The sequence below is a fragment of the Pseudomonas sp. Irchel 3A18 genome (genome assembly GCF_900187465.1).
In the GTDB taxonomy this organism is placed as follows: Bacteria; Pseudomonadota; Gammaproteobacteria; order Pseudomonadales; family Pseudomonadaceae; genus Aquipseudomonas; species Aquipseudomonas cichorii.
In genome coordinates this window covers 16,831-33,574 of the sequence record NZ_FYDI01000014.1, presented here as the reverse complement: position 1 = coordinate 33,574, position 16,744 = coordinate 16,831, and the positions used below count along the sequence as shown (strand labels likewise).

Annotated in this window: 16 protein-coding genes; 12 read left to right on the top strand and 4 right to left on the bottom strand. The window is 61.1% G+C overall.

Annotated features, from left to right (window positions below; all coding sequences use genetic code 11):
- Positions 1-160 precede the first annotated feature (160 nt).
- From cobJ to cobG, 4 genes are read right to left on the bottom strand one after another with little or no spacing between them, the layout of a single operon-like run.
- Positions 161-1,864, bottom strand: coding sequence for a precorrin-3B C(17)-methyltransferase (gene cobJ / locus CKW23_RS21290; protein WP_095068300.1), 1,704 nt, complete (start codon positions 1,862-1,864; stop codon positions 161-163).
- Positions 1,864-2,595: a precorrin-2 C(20)-methyltransferase gene (locus CKW23_RS21285; protein WP_095068317.1), complete on the bottom strand. Its 732-nt coding sequence runs from the start codon at positions 2,593-2,595 to the stop codon at positions 1,864-1,866. Before CKW23_RS21285 ends, cobJ begins: the two co-directional genes overlap by 1 nt.
- Positions 2,595-3,221 (bottom strand): precorrin-8X methylmutase, encoded by a 627-nt coding sequence (locus CKW23_RS21280; protein WP_095068299.1) that lies wholly within the window; start codon positions 3,219-3,221, stop codon positions 2,595-2,597. Before CKW23_RS21280 ends, CKW23_RS21285 begins: the two co-directional genes overlap by 1 nt.
- Positions 3,218-4,558: a precorrin-3B synthase gene (cobG, locus tag CKW23_RS21275; RefSeq protein WP_305885237.1), complete on the bottom strand. Its 1,341-nt coding sequence runs from the start codon at positions 4,556-4,558 to the stop codon at positions 3,218-3,220. The genes CKW23_RS21280 and cobG overlap by 4 nt, the downstream gene beginning before the upstream one ends.
- A gap of 129 nt (positions 4,559-4,687) precedes the next feature.
- Between cobG and CKW23_RS21270 the strand changes: the two genes are divergently transcribed.
- From CKW23_RS21270 to urtE, 12 genes are all read left to right on the top strand, one after another.
- Complete coding sequence (locus tag CKW23_RS21270; RefSeq protein ID WP_025262156.1) at positions 4,688-5,890, top strand: bifunctional cobalt-precorrin-7 (C(5))-methyltransferase/cobalt-precorrin-6B (C(15))-methyltransferase; 1,203 nt, start codon at positions 4,688-4,690, stop codon at positions 5,888-5,890.
- Positions 5,890-6,987, top strand: a complete 1,098-nt coding sequence (locus CKW23_RS21265; protein ID WP_025262157.1) for a cobalt-precorrin-5B (C(1))-methyltransferase — start codon at positions 5,890-5,892, stop codon at positions 6,985-6,987. Before CKW23_RS21270 ends, CKW23_RS21265 begins: the two co-directional genes overlap by 1 nt.
- Entirely contained in the window at positions 6,984-7,700 is a 717-nt protein-coding gene (locus CKW23_RS21260; protein ID WP_025262158.1) for a cobalt-precorrin-6A reductase, read from the top strand. The genes CKW23_RS21265 and CKW23_RS21260 overlap by 4 nt, the downstream gene beginning before the upstream one ends.
- A 124-nt stretch (positions 7,701-7,824) precedes the next feature.
- The gene (locus tag CKW23_RS21255; RefSeq protein WP_025262159.1) at positions 7,825-8,202 is read left to right on the top strand and encodes a DUF2946 domain-containing protein; all 378 of its coding nucleotides are present in this window, start codon (positions 7,825-7,827) and stop codon (positions 8,200-8,202) included.
- A gap of 55 nt (positions 8,203-8,257) precedes the next feature.
- Positions 8,258-8,719 carry a copper chaperone PCu(A)C gene (locus CKW23_RS21250; protein ID WP_095068297.1) on the top strand — a complete coding sequence of 154 codons (462 nt, stop codon included), beginning with the start codon at positions 8,258-8,260 and terminating at the stop codon, positions 8,717-8,719.
- Positions 8,720-8,732: 13 nt separating this feature from the next.
- Positions 8,733-9,167 (top strand): DUF2946 domain-containing protein, encoded by a 435-nt coding sequence (locus tag CKW23_RS21245; RefSeq protein WP_025262161.1) that lies wholly within the window; start codon positions 8,733-8,735, stop codon positions 9,165-9,167.
- 100 nt (positions 9,168-9,267) lie between these two features.
- Positions 9,268-10,641 (top strand): PepSY domain-containing protein, encoded by a 1,374-nt coding sequence (locus tag CKW23_RS21240; RefSeq protein WP_025262162.1) that lies wholly within the window; start codon positions 9,268-9,270, stop codon positions 10,639-10,641.
- Positions 10,642-10,959: 318 nt separating this feature from the next.
- On the top strand, positions 10,960-12,225 hold the full coding sequence (urtA, locus tag CKW23_RS21235) for an urea ABC transporter substrate-binding protein (protein WP_025262163.1): 1,266 nt from the start codon (positions 10,960-10,962) through the stop codon (positions 12,223-12,225).
- 88 nt (positions 12,226-12,313) lie between these two features.
- Complete coding sequence (gene urtB / locus CKW23_RS21230) at positions 12,314-13,903, top strand: urea ABC transporter permease subunit UrtB (RefSeq protein ID WP_025262164.1); 1,590 nt, start codon at positions 12,314-12,316, stop codon at positions 13,901-13,903.
- Positions 13,903-14,982, top strand: coding sequence for an urea ABC transporter permease subunit UrtC (urtC, locus tag CKW23_RS21225; RefSeq protein WP_025262165.1), 1,080 nt, complete (start codon positions 13,903-13,905; stop codon positions 14,980-14,982). Before urtB ends, urtC begins: the two co-directional genes overlap by 1 nt.
- A complete protein-coding gene (gene urtD / locus CKW23_RS21220; RefSeq protein ID WP_025262166.1) occupies positions 14,979-15,839 on the top strand; it encodes an urea ABC transporter ATP-binding protein UrtD in 861 nt (286 codons plus the stop codon). Before urtC ends, urtD begins: the two co-directional genes overlap by 4 nt.
- 159 nt (positions 15,840-15,998) lie before the next feature.
- Complete coding sequence (urtE, locus tag CKW23_RS21215) at positions 15,999-16,697, top strand: urea ABC transporter ATP-binding subunit UrtE (protein WP_025262167.1); 699 nt, start codon at positions 15,999-16,001, stop codon at positions 16,695-16,697.
- Positions 16,698-16,744 lie beyond the last annotated feature (47 nt).

The following is a 16,744-nucleotide window of genomic DNA, read 5'->3' as shown; positions in this document are numbered from 1 at the left end:
CAGACTGACACGGTTATACAACAAGAGAAATAGCGACCTGAGGGAAATTACAAAAACAATAAACAACCACCCGCAGGGTTTAAAGAGACTTCTTACGTTTTGCCTTCGCGAATGAACTCACCTCTACAAATAGCAGGAGCGAATTCATTCGCGAAAGATATCAGCTACCCGGCTTGACCGGATACCAGCGTGGCGTATACACCCATTGCTCGCCATTGGGACGGGCAAAGGTGCAGGTGGTCGAAGAACCGATCAGCACCATCGTGCGCATATCCACCTGTTCAGGCGTCAGTTCACCCAGAGTAATGACACGCAACGTCTGTCCTGGACGACCGATATCACGTCCCAGCGTCACGGGCGTTTCAGGTGTACGGTGCTGGCGCACGATCTCCAGGGCTCGGCCCAGTTGCCAGGGGCGTGAACGCGAAATCGGGTTGTAGAAAGCCAGTGCCAAATCAGCCTGAGAAGCCAGGTCCAGACGCTTTTCGATCACATCCCAGGGTTTGAGGTTGTCGGACAGCGACATGACGCAGAAGTCATGACCCAAGGGCGCACCCGCCTGAGCCGCCGTCGCCAGGGAAGCCGAGACGCCCGGCAGGATTTCCAGCTCAACGGCATGCCATCTAGGGTCACTGGATTCATGCAATGCCTCAAGCACGGCGGAGGCCATGGCGAATACACCCGGATCACCGGACGACACCACCACCACCGAGCGACCTTGCGCCGCCAGTTCAAACGCATGACGAGCACGCATCATTTCTTCGCGGTTGTCGGTGCAGTGCAGCACCTGATCGGCCCGGAACGGCCCGGCCATGCGCACATAGGTTTCGTAACCCAGTACATCATTGGCCCGTGCCAGTTCGGCCTTGACTGCAGGCACCATGAATTCGGCAGCACCTGGCCCAAGGCCAATTACCGCCAGTCGTCCGCGCCCACGACCGATCTGCTGAACGTCCAGTGGCTGGAGGGCAACCGCAATCGCCATGCCCTCGCCCACACTGATCGGCGGCAGCAGTTGCGGGACGGCATGCCGGGCCATTTCACTGGCAGTTTCGGTCTGGACAAAACGCACCGGCACACCCAGATCGGCAGCCGCCTGATGCAAGTCGGCATCCGCCATCTGCGCATCACCCGCCAGCAGACAGGCCAGGGATTGCACAGCCACTCGGGCTTCGTGCAGAGCCGCACGTACGCTGTCGGCCAGTTGTGGGCCGGTTTCGCTGACGGCAACCAGCACACTGCGCGGATAAATCAGCAACTCATTGCTTGATGGCTCACGCTCGGCACAGCCCACGTGAATGGCCAGCTCGGCGTGTGGATCCTCCGGCAACTGCGCCTGAACCAGCCAGGGCGCGGCGCCTTCGATACGCACGCGCTCGCCGGAAAGCAGATCGGAAACAAAGCGCTTGCCCAGTTCCAGATCACCCAGGGCATAACCACTGGGCGGATTGAGCAGGCAGGTACCGAATCGCAGTTCACCACTGGTGGTGATGGCTGGCGCAACGCCAAGGCCAGCGGCGATTTCACGGGCCATGACATTGACGCCACCCAGCCCGCCCAGCAGCGGAACGACGGCACTGCCATCTTCGGCCACAGCCAGCACGGCGGGTTCGGCCCCCTTTTCGAGCAGCAGTGGCGCCAGGGTGCGGATCACGATACCGGCAGCGCACAGGGCAATAATCGGGGTATTCTGTTGATACAACTGGCGCAGGGTCGCACCAAACTCGGTGTAGGTGCTGTCCGCCCCTTGCACCCGCTCGGCCAGGCCATGAATCAGCGCATCCGGGTAAAGCTGCTGGATGCGTCGCGCAGTAGCGAGGCTGCCATTGCCCAGGATCACAATGGCTGGAATATTCCGGACCATCAGCCTTGCCACCTTTCACCGGGAACGATGATCAGCGAAAAGTAAGGCGACGACATGGGATTGACCTCATCCAGCGGCACGATCTTCTGATTGGCCATGGTGGCGCGCTCGACGTACAGCGCACGCCCGGCCATGCCCAGCTCTGTCAGCACCTCACGTACCTTGGGGAAGTTGCGACCCAGCTTCATGATCACCGCCGCATCGGCGTCGGCCAGTTTGCGCTTGAGTTCCTCGGGCGGCAGCACGCCGGACAGTACCGACAGGCTCTGATTGCGATACACCAGTGGCGCACCCAGCACGGACGCACCGCCCAGCATCGAGCACACCCCCGGAATCACCTGGGCCTCGTAACGCTCGGCCAGCCGATCATGCAGGTACATATAAGAGCCGTAGAAGAACGGGTCGCCTTCGCAGATCACCGCTACATCGCGACCGGCATCCAGATGGGCTGCCACCTCGAGGCTGGCCTCGTCATAGAAATCACTGATGACCTGCTCGTAGGACAGCGGCGCTGGCAGCGCTTCGGTGGTCACAGGGTAGACCAGCGGCATCAGCGTCTGGGCTTCCTGCAGATGGCCCTCGATAATGCCGAACGCATTGCCTTTCTTGCCCTTGGCCACGAAATAAGCCACTACGGGGGATTCGCGCAGCAGGCGCAGCGCCTTGACGGTAATCAGTTCCGGGTCGCCGGGGCCGACGCCCAGGCCAATCAATCGACCACGAGCCTGCATCATTCGATCTCCGTCGCCAGTGCATTGACCGCGGCCACTGCCATGGCGCTACCGCCGCGACGACCCTGCATGATGACGAAGGGCACGCCACGGCTGTCGGCAGCCAGCATGGCCTTGGACTCGGCCGCTCCAACGAAGCCCACCGGAAAACCGAGGATCAAGGCCGGTTTCGGAGCACCTGCATCGAGCATTTCCAGCAGATAGAACAGCGCGGTCGGCGCATTGCCGATCACCACGACGCTCCCTTCCAGGTGCGGACGCCACAGTTCCAGCGCCACGGCGGAGCGGGTATTGCCCAGTTCACGGGCCATTTCCGGAACACCCTCGTCATGCAGGGTGCAGATGATCTGATTGTGGGCCGGCAGTCGCGAGCGGGTGATGCCTTCGGACACCATGCGCGCATCGCAGAGGATCGGCGCGCCTCCCGCCAGTGCGTTGCGCCCGGCCGTACCGGCACCCGGGGAGAAGCGCAGGTCTTCGATGACCTCAACCATGCCGCAGGCGTGGATCACGCGCACGGCGAGTTTTTCCAGGTCGGCGGGGATCGTGTCCAGACGCGCTTCGGCGCGAATGATCGAGAAGGAGTTGCGATAAATCTCCTGACCATCGCGGATGTAATCAATCATGCAGAACTGCTCCGTGAGTCGGCTGCCAGCTGCGCGCCGACTGCTTCAATAGTGAGGTCACGCGCACGCAGCACACCGAAACCGGAGTGTGCTGCGTCGCGAAAATAGAGGTCGTAATGGCCGGGCGAAACCGCCAGCAAGGTCACAGGTGCGACATGGGCCGCCGCACAGGAGCGACCGCAACCGGTCAGGTGCGCCGCTTCTCCGGGGGGCAACTGCTCGGCCAGCAACAGGGCATCGGCCTTGGTATCGGCAAGCCCTTTGCCGCAACCGGCAGAACCGGTGCAGGCAACGATGCGCGACAGCGGCTGCTCGCTGGAGCAGATCAGCCCCGCCACCTGCAAGGCCGCCATCACCTCTTGTGCCCGCTCGCCGGGAACATTGGGCAACAACAGGCTTTGCCAGGGCGTCAGCCGCAAGGTGCCATCGCCTTTTTCGCTGGCCAGCCGGGCGACGCTGGTGAGCATCGCGGCATCCAGACGCCCGAGGGGTACTGCGCCGCCCACTGACACAAGGCCGGGTTGCGCCTGTGGATAAATGCCGAGGTGACGATTGTCGCCAGGGCTCGGACGCTGCCATCCGGTTATTTTTTGATCAAGCCGAAGCGACACGCTCAGCCGCGCCTCCAACTGGCGCAGGATTTCCGCAACCGGCACCTCGGCCAGCAAATGCCGCATGCGGCTGTGCTCGGCACTGGCCAGATCGAGAAACAGCTCCAGCAACGCGACAACCAGTTCATGCCCGTTCGCCAGTGGTACCGCTGCCAGCGGGCGATCCTGAGCCGGGCAACCGGCCAGTCCAAACGCCAGCAATACTTCACCGTCCAGCAGCAGAGCAGAAAGCCACAGATCATGAGGGTGTTCCAGCATGACCAACGCCTCGCCACCATCCAGCGACAGGGCGAACTTGGCTGACAGTTCATGAAACCGTGCATGGGTTTCCAGAGACGCCAGGATCTGTGCCGCCAGTGGCCAGGTATCGAACAGCATCTGCGGGTCCAGGCCGGCAGTCGGGCTGAGCATGAGGTTGCGCACATCATCGCTGTCCGGATTGGCCGGGCCAAGACCGGCCGCCATCAACGATTCGATCAGCCCGTCCTGATCGGCACCAATCCCGCGAATCTGCAGGTTGGACCGGTTTGTCGCCTCGATCACGCCCTGTGCATAAGTGCTCGCAGCCCTGGCCACCGCCAACGCCTGGGCGCTGGTGATCACGCCACCGGCCAGCTTGATACGGCAGATTCCGCCGTCCAGCGCCGGGACGATACGCAGCAACCCCGGACAGGCCGAGGGGCGAATGGCTATGGAGGACTTGCGAGCGTACTTCGGCTCGTTCAATGAATCACCCGATCTGGACTCTGGTTGCAGCTTCAATAGGCACATGTGCCTATCGGGCGCGGTATTATGCCTGCTTTGTCCGCCAGCATGAAAAGACGCTCTGTCGGAAGTTCGGATCGAGGTATGCACATGTCACCGTGGCTGACAGTCGTGGGAATCGGGGAAGACGGTTACAAAGGCCTGGGCAAGAACGCCCGGCATGCACTGCTGCACGCCGATCAGGTGTTCGGCAGCCCGCGCCAGCTCGCCCTGTTGCCGCCCTGTATTCGCGCAGAACGCCGCAACTGGCCCAGCCCGTTTTCCCTGACGCCGGTGCTGGAGCAGCGTGGCGCCGAAGTCTGTGTCCTGGCCAGCGGCGATCCGATGCTGTTTGGTGTCGGTGCCAGCCTTGCCCGCGTGGTCGACATCGAAGAGATGCGCGTCGTATCGGCCCCGTCCTCTTATTCCCTTGCCGCAGCACGTCTGGGCTGGCCGTTGCAGGAGGTCGTCACGCTTTCGGTGGTCGCCAGGCCTCTGGCCGCTCTGAACGCACATTTTCACCATGGCCTGCGCCTGCTGGTGCTGAGCAACGATGGCAGCAGCCCGGCAGCCATTGCCGGCTTGTTGCGCGAGCGCGGCTTCGGCCCCAGCCACATGACCGTGCTCGAACATCTGGGCGGCGAAGCCGAGCGGCGTATCGACGGACTGGCCAGTGAATGGGGCAACCCGGAAATAGCGGCGCTGAATCTGGTGGCCATCGACTGTCGCGCAGACGCCGACGCCCCGCGCCTGAGCACCCTGGCGGGCTTGCCGGACTCGGCGTTCGAGCATGACGGCCAGCTTACCAAGCGCGATGTGCGGGCAATCACCCTGGCGCGTCTGGCTCCGGTGCCCGGCGAACTGCTCTGGGACGTGGGGGCGGGTTGCGGCTCCATCGGCATCGAATGGATGCGCGCCCATCCCACCTGCCGCACCCTGGCCATCGAGGCGGATGAAGGTCGTCAGCATCTGATCGAGTTCAATCGTGATGCACTGGGCGTGCCCGGCCTGCAACTGGTGCGCGGCAGTGCGCCCGAAGCACTGAACGGCCTTGAAACACCCGATGCCATCTTCATCGGCGGCGGTGTTACTTGTCCCGGCGTGCTGGAAGCCTGCTGGAAACAGCTTCGCTCCGGTGGCCGACTGGTCGCCAATGCCGTGACCCTGCAAAGCGAAGTCACCCTGATGGCCTGGCGCGAACAGCATGGCGGCGAGCTGACCCGCATCCACGTCGCCCATGCCAGGCCGCTTGGGGAGTTCGACACCTGGCGTCAGGCGCTGCCCATCACCCTGCTGGATGTGGTCAAGCCCTGATGCGTGAAGAAACCGCTGAACAGCCCGCCCCGTTGCGCAGTGGCCTGACCACTGGCAGTTGCGCCACGGCTACCAGCCTGGCGGCAGCGCGTCTGTTGCTCGGCGGGCCAGCCAACGATGCGGTGCAGATCGTGTTGCCCAAGGGCAAACAGGTGCAGATGCGTCTGGAGTTCTGCCGCCTTTGGGAAGATGGCGCGGAAGCCGCGACCATCAAGGATGCCGGGGATGATCCCGATGTAACCCATGGCGCGCTGGTGTTTGCCCGCGTGCGGCTTGATGCCGAGCCGGGCGTACGTTTTATCGCAGGTTCAGGCGTCGGCACAGTGACACGCCCCGGTCTGGTCTTGAATGTCGGTGAGCCTGCCATCAACCCGGTGCCGCGTCGCATGATGACCGAGCATTTGCTGGGGCTGGCGCAGGAAATGGGCTATGCAGGCGGTTTCGAGGTGACGGTGGGCGTTGAAGGCGGTGAAGCGTTGGCGCTGAAAACCATGAACCCGCGCCTGGGCATTCTTGGCGGACTGTCGATTCTGGGCACCAGCGGCATTGTCCGGCCGTTTTCCTGTGCGGCTTACATCGCATCGATCCATCAGGGTATCGATGTCGCCAAAACCAATGGCTACCTGCATATCGCCGCCTGTACCGGCAATGCCAGCGAAGACACCATGCGCCGGGTCTACGGGATCCCGGATATCGCCCTGATCGAAATGGGCGACTTCGTAGGCGCAGTGCTCAAGCATCTGCGCAAGGTGCCTGTGGATAAACTGAGCCTCTGCGGCGGCTTCGGCAAGATCAGCAAACTGGCTGCCGGTCATATGGACCTGCACAGCCGTCATTCCAGCATCGACCTGCCGCAACTGGCGCAATGGGCAGCGGATGCAGGGGCCGATGAACGGTTGCAGCAGCAGATTCGCGACGCCAATACCAGCCAGCAAGCACTGGCCATGAGCGCGGCGGCGGGCGTCCCTCTGGGCGATACGGTCTGCCAGCACGCTCTGGACTTCGCCCGCAGCGTAGTCCCCGCGCAGGTTCAGGTAGAGGTTTTCGCCATTGATCGTCAGGGCGGTATTGTCGGAAAAGCCGGAGTGACTGCATGAAACGCATATTGCTGCTGGGTGGCGTGACCGAAGCACTGGCCATAGCCCGAACCCTGGGGCCGGAACACATCTACAGTCTGGCCGGTGTTGGCCGCGTGCCTACGGACCTGACCTGCCAGCTCAAGGTTGGCGGTTATGGCGGTGCTGAAGGCATGGCGCAGTTCATCCGTGAACAGGGTGTCGACCTGTTGCTGGATGCCACCCATCCCTATGCAGCACAGATCAGCCGCAATGCTGCCGTCGCAGCGGAGCAGGCCGGGATCGAGTGCTGGGCACTGCGTCGTCCGGCGTGGCAGCCAGGCCCAGGTGATGACTGGCGCGAAGTGGCGGACTGGGCCGAGTTGACAACGGCACTGCGGCCTTTCAAGCGCCCACTGTTCACCCTGGGCCGCGAGCCCTTGCAGCACCTGCACGAAATCCCTGAGCACCAGTTCTGGACCCTCCGCGCCCTGGACCCATACCCCGGCAACGAACGCTGCGAAGTGATCGGCGCACGCGGACCTTTCCACCTCGAAGACGAACGCGCCCTCTTCGAGCGCCGCCATATCGATGTCCTGATCAGCAAGAACAGCGGCAGCAGCTCCACCGAACCCAAACTGCAAGTCGCCCGGGAGCGTGGGTTGCCGGTACTGGTGTTGAAACGGCCGGAGTTGCCGGAGGTGGATCGGGTACTGGAAAGTGTCGAGGAAACCCTGCATGCCCTTCGCGAATGAATTCGCGAACAATCCGCCCCAGATTCCCCGCGACACCCGGCCACACGCCTCCCTTTTTACTTATCGCCACCATTCAGGCTAAATGGCGGGGTTGATGGGTCCCTTCGATAAAACGGAAACCGTAATGTCCCAACGCCGGACAACATCGGTCTGGATCGCCTGCTTTGCAGTGCTGTTCAGCCTGCTGGCCATGCCTCTGTCGCCTCGTACTCAGGGTGAACAGTTGCTGTGGGGCAGTTTCTGTAGCAGCAGTGGCACACGTCTGGTGGCGATTTCCCTGGGCGATGCGACAAACAGCATTCCCGGCAATGACGATCACTCGGGCATGCAGCATTGCGCATGCTGCTCAGGTTCGCTGATTGTCGTCATTCCCTCCGGCTTTACCCATGGCCCGCAGACACGGCCCGGACCGGAATACTTCCCGCCTGCCCTTTTTGTGATCCACACCTCGCCTCGCCAGCAATGGCCAAGCGCCAATCCCCGAGCCTCTCCGCTAACCTGACATTCACTTCGCACGTGTCTTGATGCACCTGAATGAATTGACCGGAGAATCACCCATGTTCAAGAAAGCCCTCATGCTGGCTGCATTATTGCTGCCTGCGTGTTTTGCCAATGCCCACGAATACAAAGGCGGCCAGTTGCTGATCGGCCACCCGTGGTCCATGGAGCTGCCACCGAATGCGCCGACCGTGGCGGCATATTTCATCATCGAGAACAAGGGCAGCAGCCCCGACCGCCTGCTCAGCGTCAAAACCCCTATCGCCGGTGAAGCACAATTGCATGAGCACGTGCAGGCAGATGGCCTGATGAAAATGCGCCAGGTCCCGTCAGTCGACGTTCCAGCCGGTGCCAAGGTCAGTTTTGCGCCCATGGCTTATCATGTGATGTTGCTGGGTATCAAAGACCGGTCCATGCTCGCATTGGGCCAGCGTTTTCCGATGACGCTGCACTTCGAGAAAGCTGGCGATATCGACGTACAGGTCGTGATCCAGAAGCAGGAACCTGAACACACGCATTGAGTGACTGCCTGACTTGAGCGCCATGCGCACTGATCGCGTTCGCTCATCCACGCCTCGCAAAGTCCGGGGCACGTGGCTGAGTCTGTTCGCCATGTTGATGATCTTTATCGGCCCACTGGTTTCCCAGTCGATGCCGATGGAGCATCACGCCGGTATGTCCATGTCCACGCCGACCTCGATGGATATGGAATCGCACCATGCCCACCATGGCAGCGAGCAGGCCAAGCCTGCCAATACAGGCATGGACGACCACGCCTTATGGGCCAAATGCGGCTACTGCACTTTGCTGTTCGGTTGCCCCGCTCTGCCTCAAGTGCTGACACTGGTTGCCGCCGCACCGCCCAAACCCTCCGACTTCTTTGCCGCGCTCACCCGGCAAGGTCATGCGCGTCAGAGCGCCTTCCTGCATGCCCGCAGCCGGGCACCGCCCGCCACGACAGCAGCCTGACCCCATAACGACCGCAGCCCGGAAGGTTGCGCGAACCTGACTGATTTGGCGCAAACCTGTGCGACTCAGTCCTGTACTTTTTACCGTGAGCACGCTTTTCATGTCACAGCGTAAAGTCTCCTTCTATAACCTGGCCTGGCGCTGGCATTTCTATGCCGGGCTATTCGTCGCGCCGTTCATGATTCTGCTGGCGCTGACCGGGATCATTTACCTGTTCAAGCCACAGCTGGACAACCTGATGTACAGCGACCTGCTGACCGTCAAACCCGCTCATCACCAGATCAGCGCCGACGAGTTGCAGCAGCGGGTGCTGACCCGTTATCCACAGGCGGCCGTCAGCAAATACTTCCCTCCCGTCAGCGCCGAAGGCAGCGCGCAGTTTGTGGTGCGCGAACAGGGCCGCGAGTTGAATGTCTTTATCGACCCTTACCGCGGCGAGATCCTGGGCACCCAGGATGCCAAAGACAACCTACAAGCCATCGCACGCGCTCTGCATGGCGAGCTGATGATCGGCACAGTCGGCGACCGGCTGATCGAACTGGCAGCTGGCTGGGGCATCATGCTGGTGATATCAGGCCTGTACCTGTGGTGGCCACGGGGAAGCAATGCCGCTGGAGTCTTGTGGCCACGCCTGAGCAGTCGCGGGCGGGTGTTGTGGCGCGACCTGCATGCGGTCACCGGCTTCTGGGGCTCGCTGATTCTGCTGTTCATGCTGCTCAGCGGCATGACCTGGACCGGTTTCTGGGGCAAGCAATACGCCGAACTGTGGAACACCTTCCCTGCCGCAATGTGGACCAATGTGCCCACATCCACGCAACTGGCCGGTGAACTCAATACCGCCAGCGTGCAGACCGTGCCCTGGGCGCTGGAAAACACGCCAATGCCACAGTCCACGGACGAACATGCCGAACACATGCATCATCACGGCATGTCCGCAGGCCCCGCGGCACCGAAAGTCACGTTACAGCAGGTCGTGGATATCGCCACCGAACGGGGCGTCGAGCCCGGCTACAGCATTACCGCGCCCAAGACCGCCGAAGGTGTATTCACAGTAGCAGTGTTCGCGGACGATCCGCGCAATGACGCCACCCTGCATATCGATCAGTACAGCGGCAAGGTGCTGGCTGACGTGGGCTGGAAGGATTACAGCCTGGTTTCCAGGGCCACCGAGATGAGCGTGATGCTCCATGAAGGCAAGTTCTTCGGCTGGGTCAACCAGCTACTGATCTTTGTGGCGTGCCTGATTATTCTGCTCGGCTCGGTCAGCGGGCTGGTGATCTGGTGGAAGCGTCGCCCCACAGGAGGCCTTGGTGTACCGCCCTTGCGCCATGATCTGCCACGCTGGAAAACGGCAATCGTGATCATGTCCGCACTGGCCGTAGCCTTCCCGCTGGTGGGCATTTCACTGCTGTTGGTGTGGGCGTTCGATCGGATTGTTTTTTCCCGCTTTGCTAAATCTTCGGCGGCAGCTTAAATTGCAGCTACGAAGCCTGAAACCGGCGGGCGGTTTTGTGATGAATTCCTCACCCGACCGGTTCGGGCCTCGTCAGATTCTCTGAAAAAGCCGACCCCGAGTCGGCTTTTTCATGGACGCAAACACTCCACGCACCAACAACGAACAAAAAACCCACGACGCACCACCCTCAGCGCCACTTCAGTGCGCTCGCTTCCCCGACGACTCATCTAGAACGGATATGTGCTCCATTTGCCCGGCTGGGCACAGCCTTTGCTTAGGAGCATTGAGGCATTTCTTCGCCCTCCCAAAAAAAGCCAACCGAACGGAGCCCGTCCAATGAAGCGTCGCAGCCTGATCAAAGCTTTCACCCTGACCGCATCAATCGCCGCAATGGGTATGACCTGGACAGTTCAGGCAGCCGAAACGATCAAGGTCGGTATTCTGCATTCGCTTTCCGGGACCATGGCCATTTCCGAGACTTCGCTCAAGGACATGGCGCTGATGACCATCGACGAAATCAATGCCAAGGGTGGCGTGAACGGCAAGATGCTGGAACCTGTCATCGTCGACCCGGCCTCCAACTGGCCGCTGTTCGCGGAAAAGGGCCGTCAGTTGCTGACTCAGGACAAGGTCGCTGTCGTGTTCGGTTGCTGGACGTCGGTATCGCGCAAGTCGGTATTGCCGGTATTTGAAGAACTCAATGGCCTGCTGTTCTACCCCGTGCAGTACGAAGGTGAAGAAATGTCGCCGAACGTGTTCTACACCGGTGCAGCGCCTAACCAGCAGGCAATTCCTGCGGTCGAGTACCTGATGGGTGAAGATGGCGGCGCAGCCAAGCGTTTCTTCCTGCTGGGCACCGACTATGTCTACCCGCGTACCACCAACAAGATTCTGCGCGCATTCCTGCACTCCAAAGGCGTGAAGGACAGCGACATCGAAGAGGTTTACACCCCGTTCGGCCACGCCGATTACCAGACCATCGTGGCGAACATCAAAAAATTCTCGGCAGGCGGCAAGACCGCTGTGATCTCAACCGTGAACGGCGACTCCAACGTGCCGTTCTACAAGGAACTGGCCAACCAGGGCCTGAAGGCCACCGACGTGCCGGTGGTTGCCTTCTCGGTCGGCGAAGAAGAACTGCGCGGCATCGACACCAAGCCACTGGTCGGTCACCTGGCCGCCTGGAACTACTTCCAGTCCGTGGAAAACCCGGTCAACAAGAAGTTCGTGGCTGACTGGAAAGCCTACGCCACCAAGAAAAACCTGCCGGGCGCCGACAAGACCGTGACCAACGACCCGATGGAAGCCACCTACGTGGGCATTCATATGTGGGCCCAGGCCGTCGAGAAAGCCAAGTCCACCGATGTGGACAAGGTTCGCGAAGCCATGGCCGGCCAGACCTTCGCCGCGCCGTCGGGCTTCACCCTGACCATGGACAAGACCAACCACCACCTGCACAAGCCGGTGATGATCGGTGAAGTCGAGGATAACGGTCAGTTCAACGTGGTCTGGCAGACCAAGGAGCCGATCCGTGCCCAGCCATGGAGCCCGTACATCCCTGGCAACGACAAGAAGCCGGATCATGCGGTGAAGAGTAATTAATACCTAGCCATGACCTTCGCGAATGAGTTCGCTCCTACGGGGCAACTCATTCGCGAAATGCCTCACCGCCGACTGCCAGGCTACCGATATGCCCAAGACCCTGTACCGCCTCATTCTCACGTTCGCGTTCCTGCTGCCATTGGCAGTACACGCCAGTGATGCCGGCGACTTCGTTTCTGCCAGCTCTTCGCAACAGGCCGACCTGCTTGAAAGCTGGGCAGCCAGACCTTTGCCCGAGCGGGTCGAGCTGCTCGAAGCCTTGCGCGATGGACGTGTTGCAGCAGACAGCAGCAAACGCGCCTACCTCGAAAACAACGAGCAATACATGGCCGTGGATGCCCAGGCACCTGCCGCCGCCGATGCACCAAACCCTGATGAACCGCGCAAACTGCGCCTGAACAATCGGCTGCGGGGTCTGGTCGAGACCGCGCTGGCCAGTCATCAATTGCTGGCGGCAGATGCAAAATTGCGTCTGGCAGCTGCCCGGCAATTGCAGAAAAGCGCCCGTCCCGCTCAGCTTGAACTGCTGACCCAACGGGTCGCCGCCGAAACCGACTCCGGCGTAAAGGACGCCTTGACACTGGCGCTGGCCAACCTGCAACTGGTCGACAGCAGCCCTTCGGTGCGCCTTGCCGCCGTGCGGCTGCTGGGTGAAACCGGCGACCCGCTGGCCCGTACCCGGCTTGAAACCCTGCTGGCACCCGGCGTGGAAACCGACGCAACCGTGCGCATTGCAGCCGAAACCAGTCTGGCGCAGGTCAAGCGCAAGCTGATGATTGGCGAAGTGCTGGGGCAGGCATTCAGTGGCATGTCCCTGGGTTCGATTCTGTTGCTGGCCGCTCTCGGGCTGGCGATCACCTTCGGCCTGCTGGGCGTGATCAATATGGCCCACGGCGAAATGCTGATGCTGGGTGCCTATTCAACCTACGTGGTGCAGTTGATGTTCCAGCGCTATGCGCCGGGCGCCATCGAGTACTACCCGCTGATCGCCTTGCCGGTGGCATTTTTCGTCACCGCGCTGATCGGCATGGCGCTGGAACGCACCGTGATTCGCCATTTGTATGGCCGCCCGCTGGAAACCCTGCTCGCCACCTGGGGTATCAGCCTGATATTGATTCAGGCCGTGCGTCTGGCTTTCGGTGCCCAGAACGTTGAGGTTGCCAACCCTGAATGGCTGTCGGGCGGGATTCAGGTGCTGCCCAATCTGGTGCTGCCTTACAACCGTATCGTGATCATCGCCTTCGCGCTGTTCGTGGTGGTACTGACCTGGCTGCTGCTGAACAAGACCCGCCTGGGCCTGAACGTGCGCGCCGTGACCCAGAACCGCAATATGGCCGCCTGCTGCGGCGTGCCCACCGGGCGCATCGACATGATGGCCTTCGGGCTGGGCTCGGGTATCGCCGGGCTGGGCGGCGTGGCTTTGAGTCAGATCGGCAACGTCGGCCCGGACTTGGGCCAGAGCTATATCATCGACTCGTTCCTGGTGGTGGTGCTTGGCGGTGTCGGCCAGCTGGCGGGCAGCGTGATGGCGGCCTTCGGGCTGGGCATCGCCAACAAGATTCTTGAACCGCAAATCGGTGCCGTATTGGGCAAGATCCTGATCCTGGCGCTGATCATTCTGTTTATCCAGAAACGTCCGCAAGGTCTCTTCGCACTGAAAGGACGGGTGATCGACTGATGAATCAGCCATTGATAGTGACCGCCGCACAGAAAGTCGGGCCAAAAGGCACGCTGACCGTGGGCATTCTGGTTCTGGCCATCCTGCTGGCCATGCCACTGTTGTCGTTGCTGCCTGCCGATAACGGTCTGCAGGTTTCGGCCTATACCCTGACGCTGGTGGGCAAGATCCTCTGCTACGCCATCGTCGCCCTGGCGCTGGATCTGGTCTGGGGTTATGCAGGCCTGTTGTCGCTGGGCCACGGCCTGTTCTTCGCCCTGGGCGGCTATGCCATGGGCATGTACCTGATGCGTGAAGCGGCAGGCGATGGCTTGCCAGCGTTCATGACCTTTCTGTCGTGGACCGAACTGCCCTGGTATTGGGCAGGCACCGACAATTTCCTCTGGGCCATGTGTCTGGTGGTGCTGGCGCCGGGTCTGCTGGCGCTGGTGTTCGGCTTTTTCGCCTTCCGCTCGCGGATCAAAGGCGTGTATTTCTCGATCATGACCCAGGCCCTGACCTTCGCTGGCATGCTGCTGTTCTTCCGCAACGAAACCGGTTTTGGCGGCAACAACGGCTTCACCAACTTCCGCAGCATCCTGGGTTTCAGCATCAGTTCCCAAGGCACCCGGGCCACGCTGTTTCTGCTGACCGTTCTGCTGCTGGTTGCCAGCCTGTATGTGGGCTGGCGCCTTGCCCAGAGCAAGTTCGGACGAGTGCTGACCGCGCTGCGCGACGCAGAAAACCGCCTGATGTTCTGTGGCTACGATCCTCGTGGCTTCAAGCTCTTCGTCTGGGTCCTGAGCGCCGTGCTCTGCGGTCTGGCCGGTGCCTTGTATGTGCCACAGGTCGGCATCATCAACCCCAGCGAAATGTCACCGACCAACTCCATCGAAGCTGCCGTCTGGGTAGCGCTGGGTGGTCGCGGCACCTTGATCGGCCCCTTGCTGGGCGCCGGTCTGGTCAACGGCATGAAGAGCTGGTTCACCGTCGCATTCCCTGAATACTGGCTGTTCTTTCTTGGCGCACTGTTCATCATCGTGACGCTGTATCTGCCCAAGGGCGTGATCGGCCTGCTGAAGAAAAGGAGCGAGTCATGAACAACACACCGACACCCGCTTTCATGCTCGAACCGATCCTCGATCCCAATTCCGACGCGGGCACCAGCCGAGACGCCATCGGTCTGGGCCAGGTTGCAGGCCAGGGGCTCAATACCCGGCACGGCACGATCCTGACCCTGGAAGACATCAGCGTCAGCTTCGACGGCTTCAAGGCCCTCAATGACTTGAACCTGTACATCGGCGTGGGCGAGTTGCGCTGCATCATCGGCCCCAACGGCGCAGGCAAGACCACGCTGATGGACGTAATCACCGGCAAGACACGCCCCAGCCATGGCAAGGCCTGGTTCGGTGAAACTCTGGACCTGACGCAGATGAGCGAAGTGCAGATCGCCCAGTCCGGGATCGGCCGCAAGTTTCAGAAACCCACGGTCTTTGAAGCCCTGAGCGTGTTCGAGAACCTGGAGCTGGCGCAAAAGACTGACAAATCGGTCTGGGCTTCACTGCGCGCAAAACTCAATGGCGAACAGCGCGACCGGATCAACGAAGTGCTGGAAACCATTCGCCTGACCGCATCCGCACAACGCCCGGCCGGTCTGCTGTCCCACGGCCAGAAGCAGTTTCTGGAAATCGGCATGCTGCTGGTCCAGGACCCGCAACTGCTGCTGCTCGACGAGCCGGTGGCCGGCATGACCGACGCCGAAACCGAATTCACGGCCGAGCTGTTCAAGAGCCTGGCAGGCAAGCATTCGCTGATGGTGGTGGAACACGACATGGGGTTCGTCGGCTCGATTGCCGACCACGTGACCGTCCTGCATCAGGGCAGCGTTCTGGCTGAAGGGTCGCTGGAAGAAGTGCAGGCCGATGAACGAGTGATCGAAGTGTATTTGGGGCGCTGAGGCGCCCAGATACACGCTGTAAGCTGCAAGCGACAAGAAAAAGCGGCCTGGCTTTTGATTTTTCTTGGGGCTTGTAGCTTTCCGCTTGAAGACTGCGTTTTCTGCTTTTGATTTTTCTTGCGGCTTTTAGCTTGCCGCTTGCAGCTCTGAGGAACAAACATGCTGAACGTTAGCAAACTCCATCAATACTACGGCGGCAGTCACATTCTTCGCGGTCTGTCGTTTGACGTGAAAGTCGGCGAAGTCACTTGTCTGCTGGGTCGTAACGGCGTCGGCAAGACTACGTTGCTCAAGGTATTGATGGGGCTGTTGCCGTCCAAAGAGGGTTCGGTAGAGTGGGAAGGCAAGCCCATCACTGGCTTCAAACCGCACCAGCGGGTGCATGCAGGGATTGCCTATGTGCCTCAGGGTCGGGAGATTTTCGGGCGGCTGACGGTGGAGGAAAACCTGCTGATGGGCCTGTCGCGTTTCCCGGGCTCCGAAGCCAAAGAGGTTCCGGCCTTCATCTACGAGCTGTTCCCGGTGCTGCTGCAAATGAAGCATCGCCGTGGCGGCGACCTGTCTGGTGGTCAGCAGCAACAGCTGGCAATCGGCCGGGCTCTGGCGAGTCGCCCTCGCCTGCTGATTCTCGATGAGCCCACCGAAGGCATTCAGCCCTCGGTCATCAAGGAAATCGGCGCCGTCATCAAGAAGCTGGCCGAGCGTGGTGACATGGCTATTCTGCTGGTGGAGCAGTTCTACGATTTCGCAGCCGAGCTGGCGGACCAGTATCTGGTGATGTCCCGTGGCGAGATCGTCCAGCAGGGTCGCGGCGAGAACATGGAAGCCGAGGGCGTTCGTGGTCTTGTCACCATTTGAGACGCCAATCCGTTAAGGTGCATGACTCGACAAAGCAATGAAGACAC

Excerpts from the sequence above, each read along its gene's own strand:
- cobJ (WP_095068300.1), bottom strand. The coding sequence starts at position 1,864 with ATGGTCCGGAATATTCCAGCCATTGTGATCCTGGGCAATGGCAGCCTC.
- CKW23_RS21285 (WP_095068317.1), bottom strand. The coding sequence starts at position 2,595 with ATGCAGGCTCGTGGTCGATTGATTGGCCTGGGCGTCGGCCCCGGCGAC.
- CKW23_RS21280 (WP_095068299.1), bottom strand. The coding sequence starts at position 3,221 with ATGATTGATTACATCCGCGATGGTCAGGAGATTTATCGCAACTCCTTC.
- CKW23_RS21270 (WP_025262156.1), top strand. The coding sequence starts at position 4,688 with ATGTCACCGTGGCTGACAGTCGTGGGAATCGGGGAAGACGGTTACAAA.
- CKW23_RS21265 (WP_025262157.1), top strand. The coding sequence starts at position 5,890 with ATGCGTGAAGAAACCGCTGAACAGCCCGCCCCGTTGCGCAGTGGCCTG.
- CKW23_RS21260 (WP_025262158.1), top strand. The coding sequence starts at position 6,984 with ATGAAACGCATATTGCTGCTGGGTGGCGTGACCGAAGCACTGGCCATA.
- CKW23_RS21255 (WP_025262159.1), top strand. The coding sequence starts at position 7,825 with ATGTCCCAACGCCGGACAACATCGGTCTGGATCGCCTGCTTTGCAGTG.
- CKW23_RS21250 (WP_095068297.1), top strand. The coding sequence starts at position 8,258 with ATGTTCAAGAAAGCCCTCATGCTGGCTGCATTATTGCTGCCTGCGTGT.
- CKW23_RS21240 (WP_025262162.1), top strand. The coding sequence starts at position 9,268 with ATGTCACAGCGTAAAGTCTCCTTCTATAACCTGGCCTGGCGCTGGCAT.
- urtA (WP_025262163.1), top strand. The coding sequence starts at position 10,960 with ATGAAGCGTCGCAGCCTGATCAAAGCTTTCACCCTGACCGCATCAATC.
- urtB (WP_025262164.1), top strand. The coding sequence starts at position 12,314 with ATGCCCAAGACCCTGTACCGCCTCATTCTCACGTTCGCGTTCCTGCTG.
- urtC (WP_025262165.1), top strand. The coding sequence starts at position 13,903 with ATGAATCAGCCATTGATAGTGACCGCCGCACAGAAAGTCGGGCCAAAA.
- urtD (WP_025262166.1), top strand. The coding sequence starts at position 14,979 with ATGAACAACACACCGACACCCGCTTTCATGCTCGAACCGATCCTCGAT.
- urtE (WP_025262167.1), top strand. The coding sequence starts at position 15,999 with ATGCTGAACGTTAGCAAACTCCATCAATACTACGGCGGCAGTCACATT.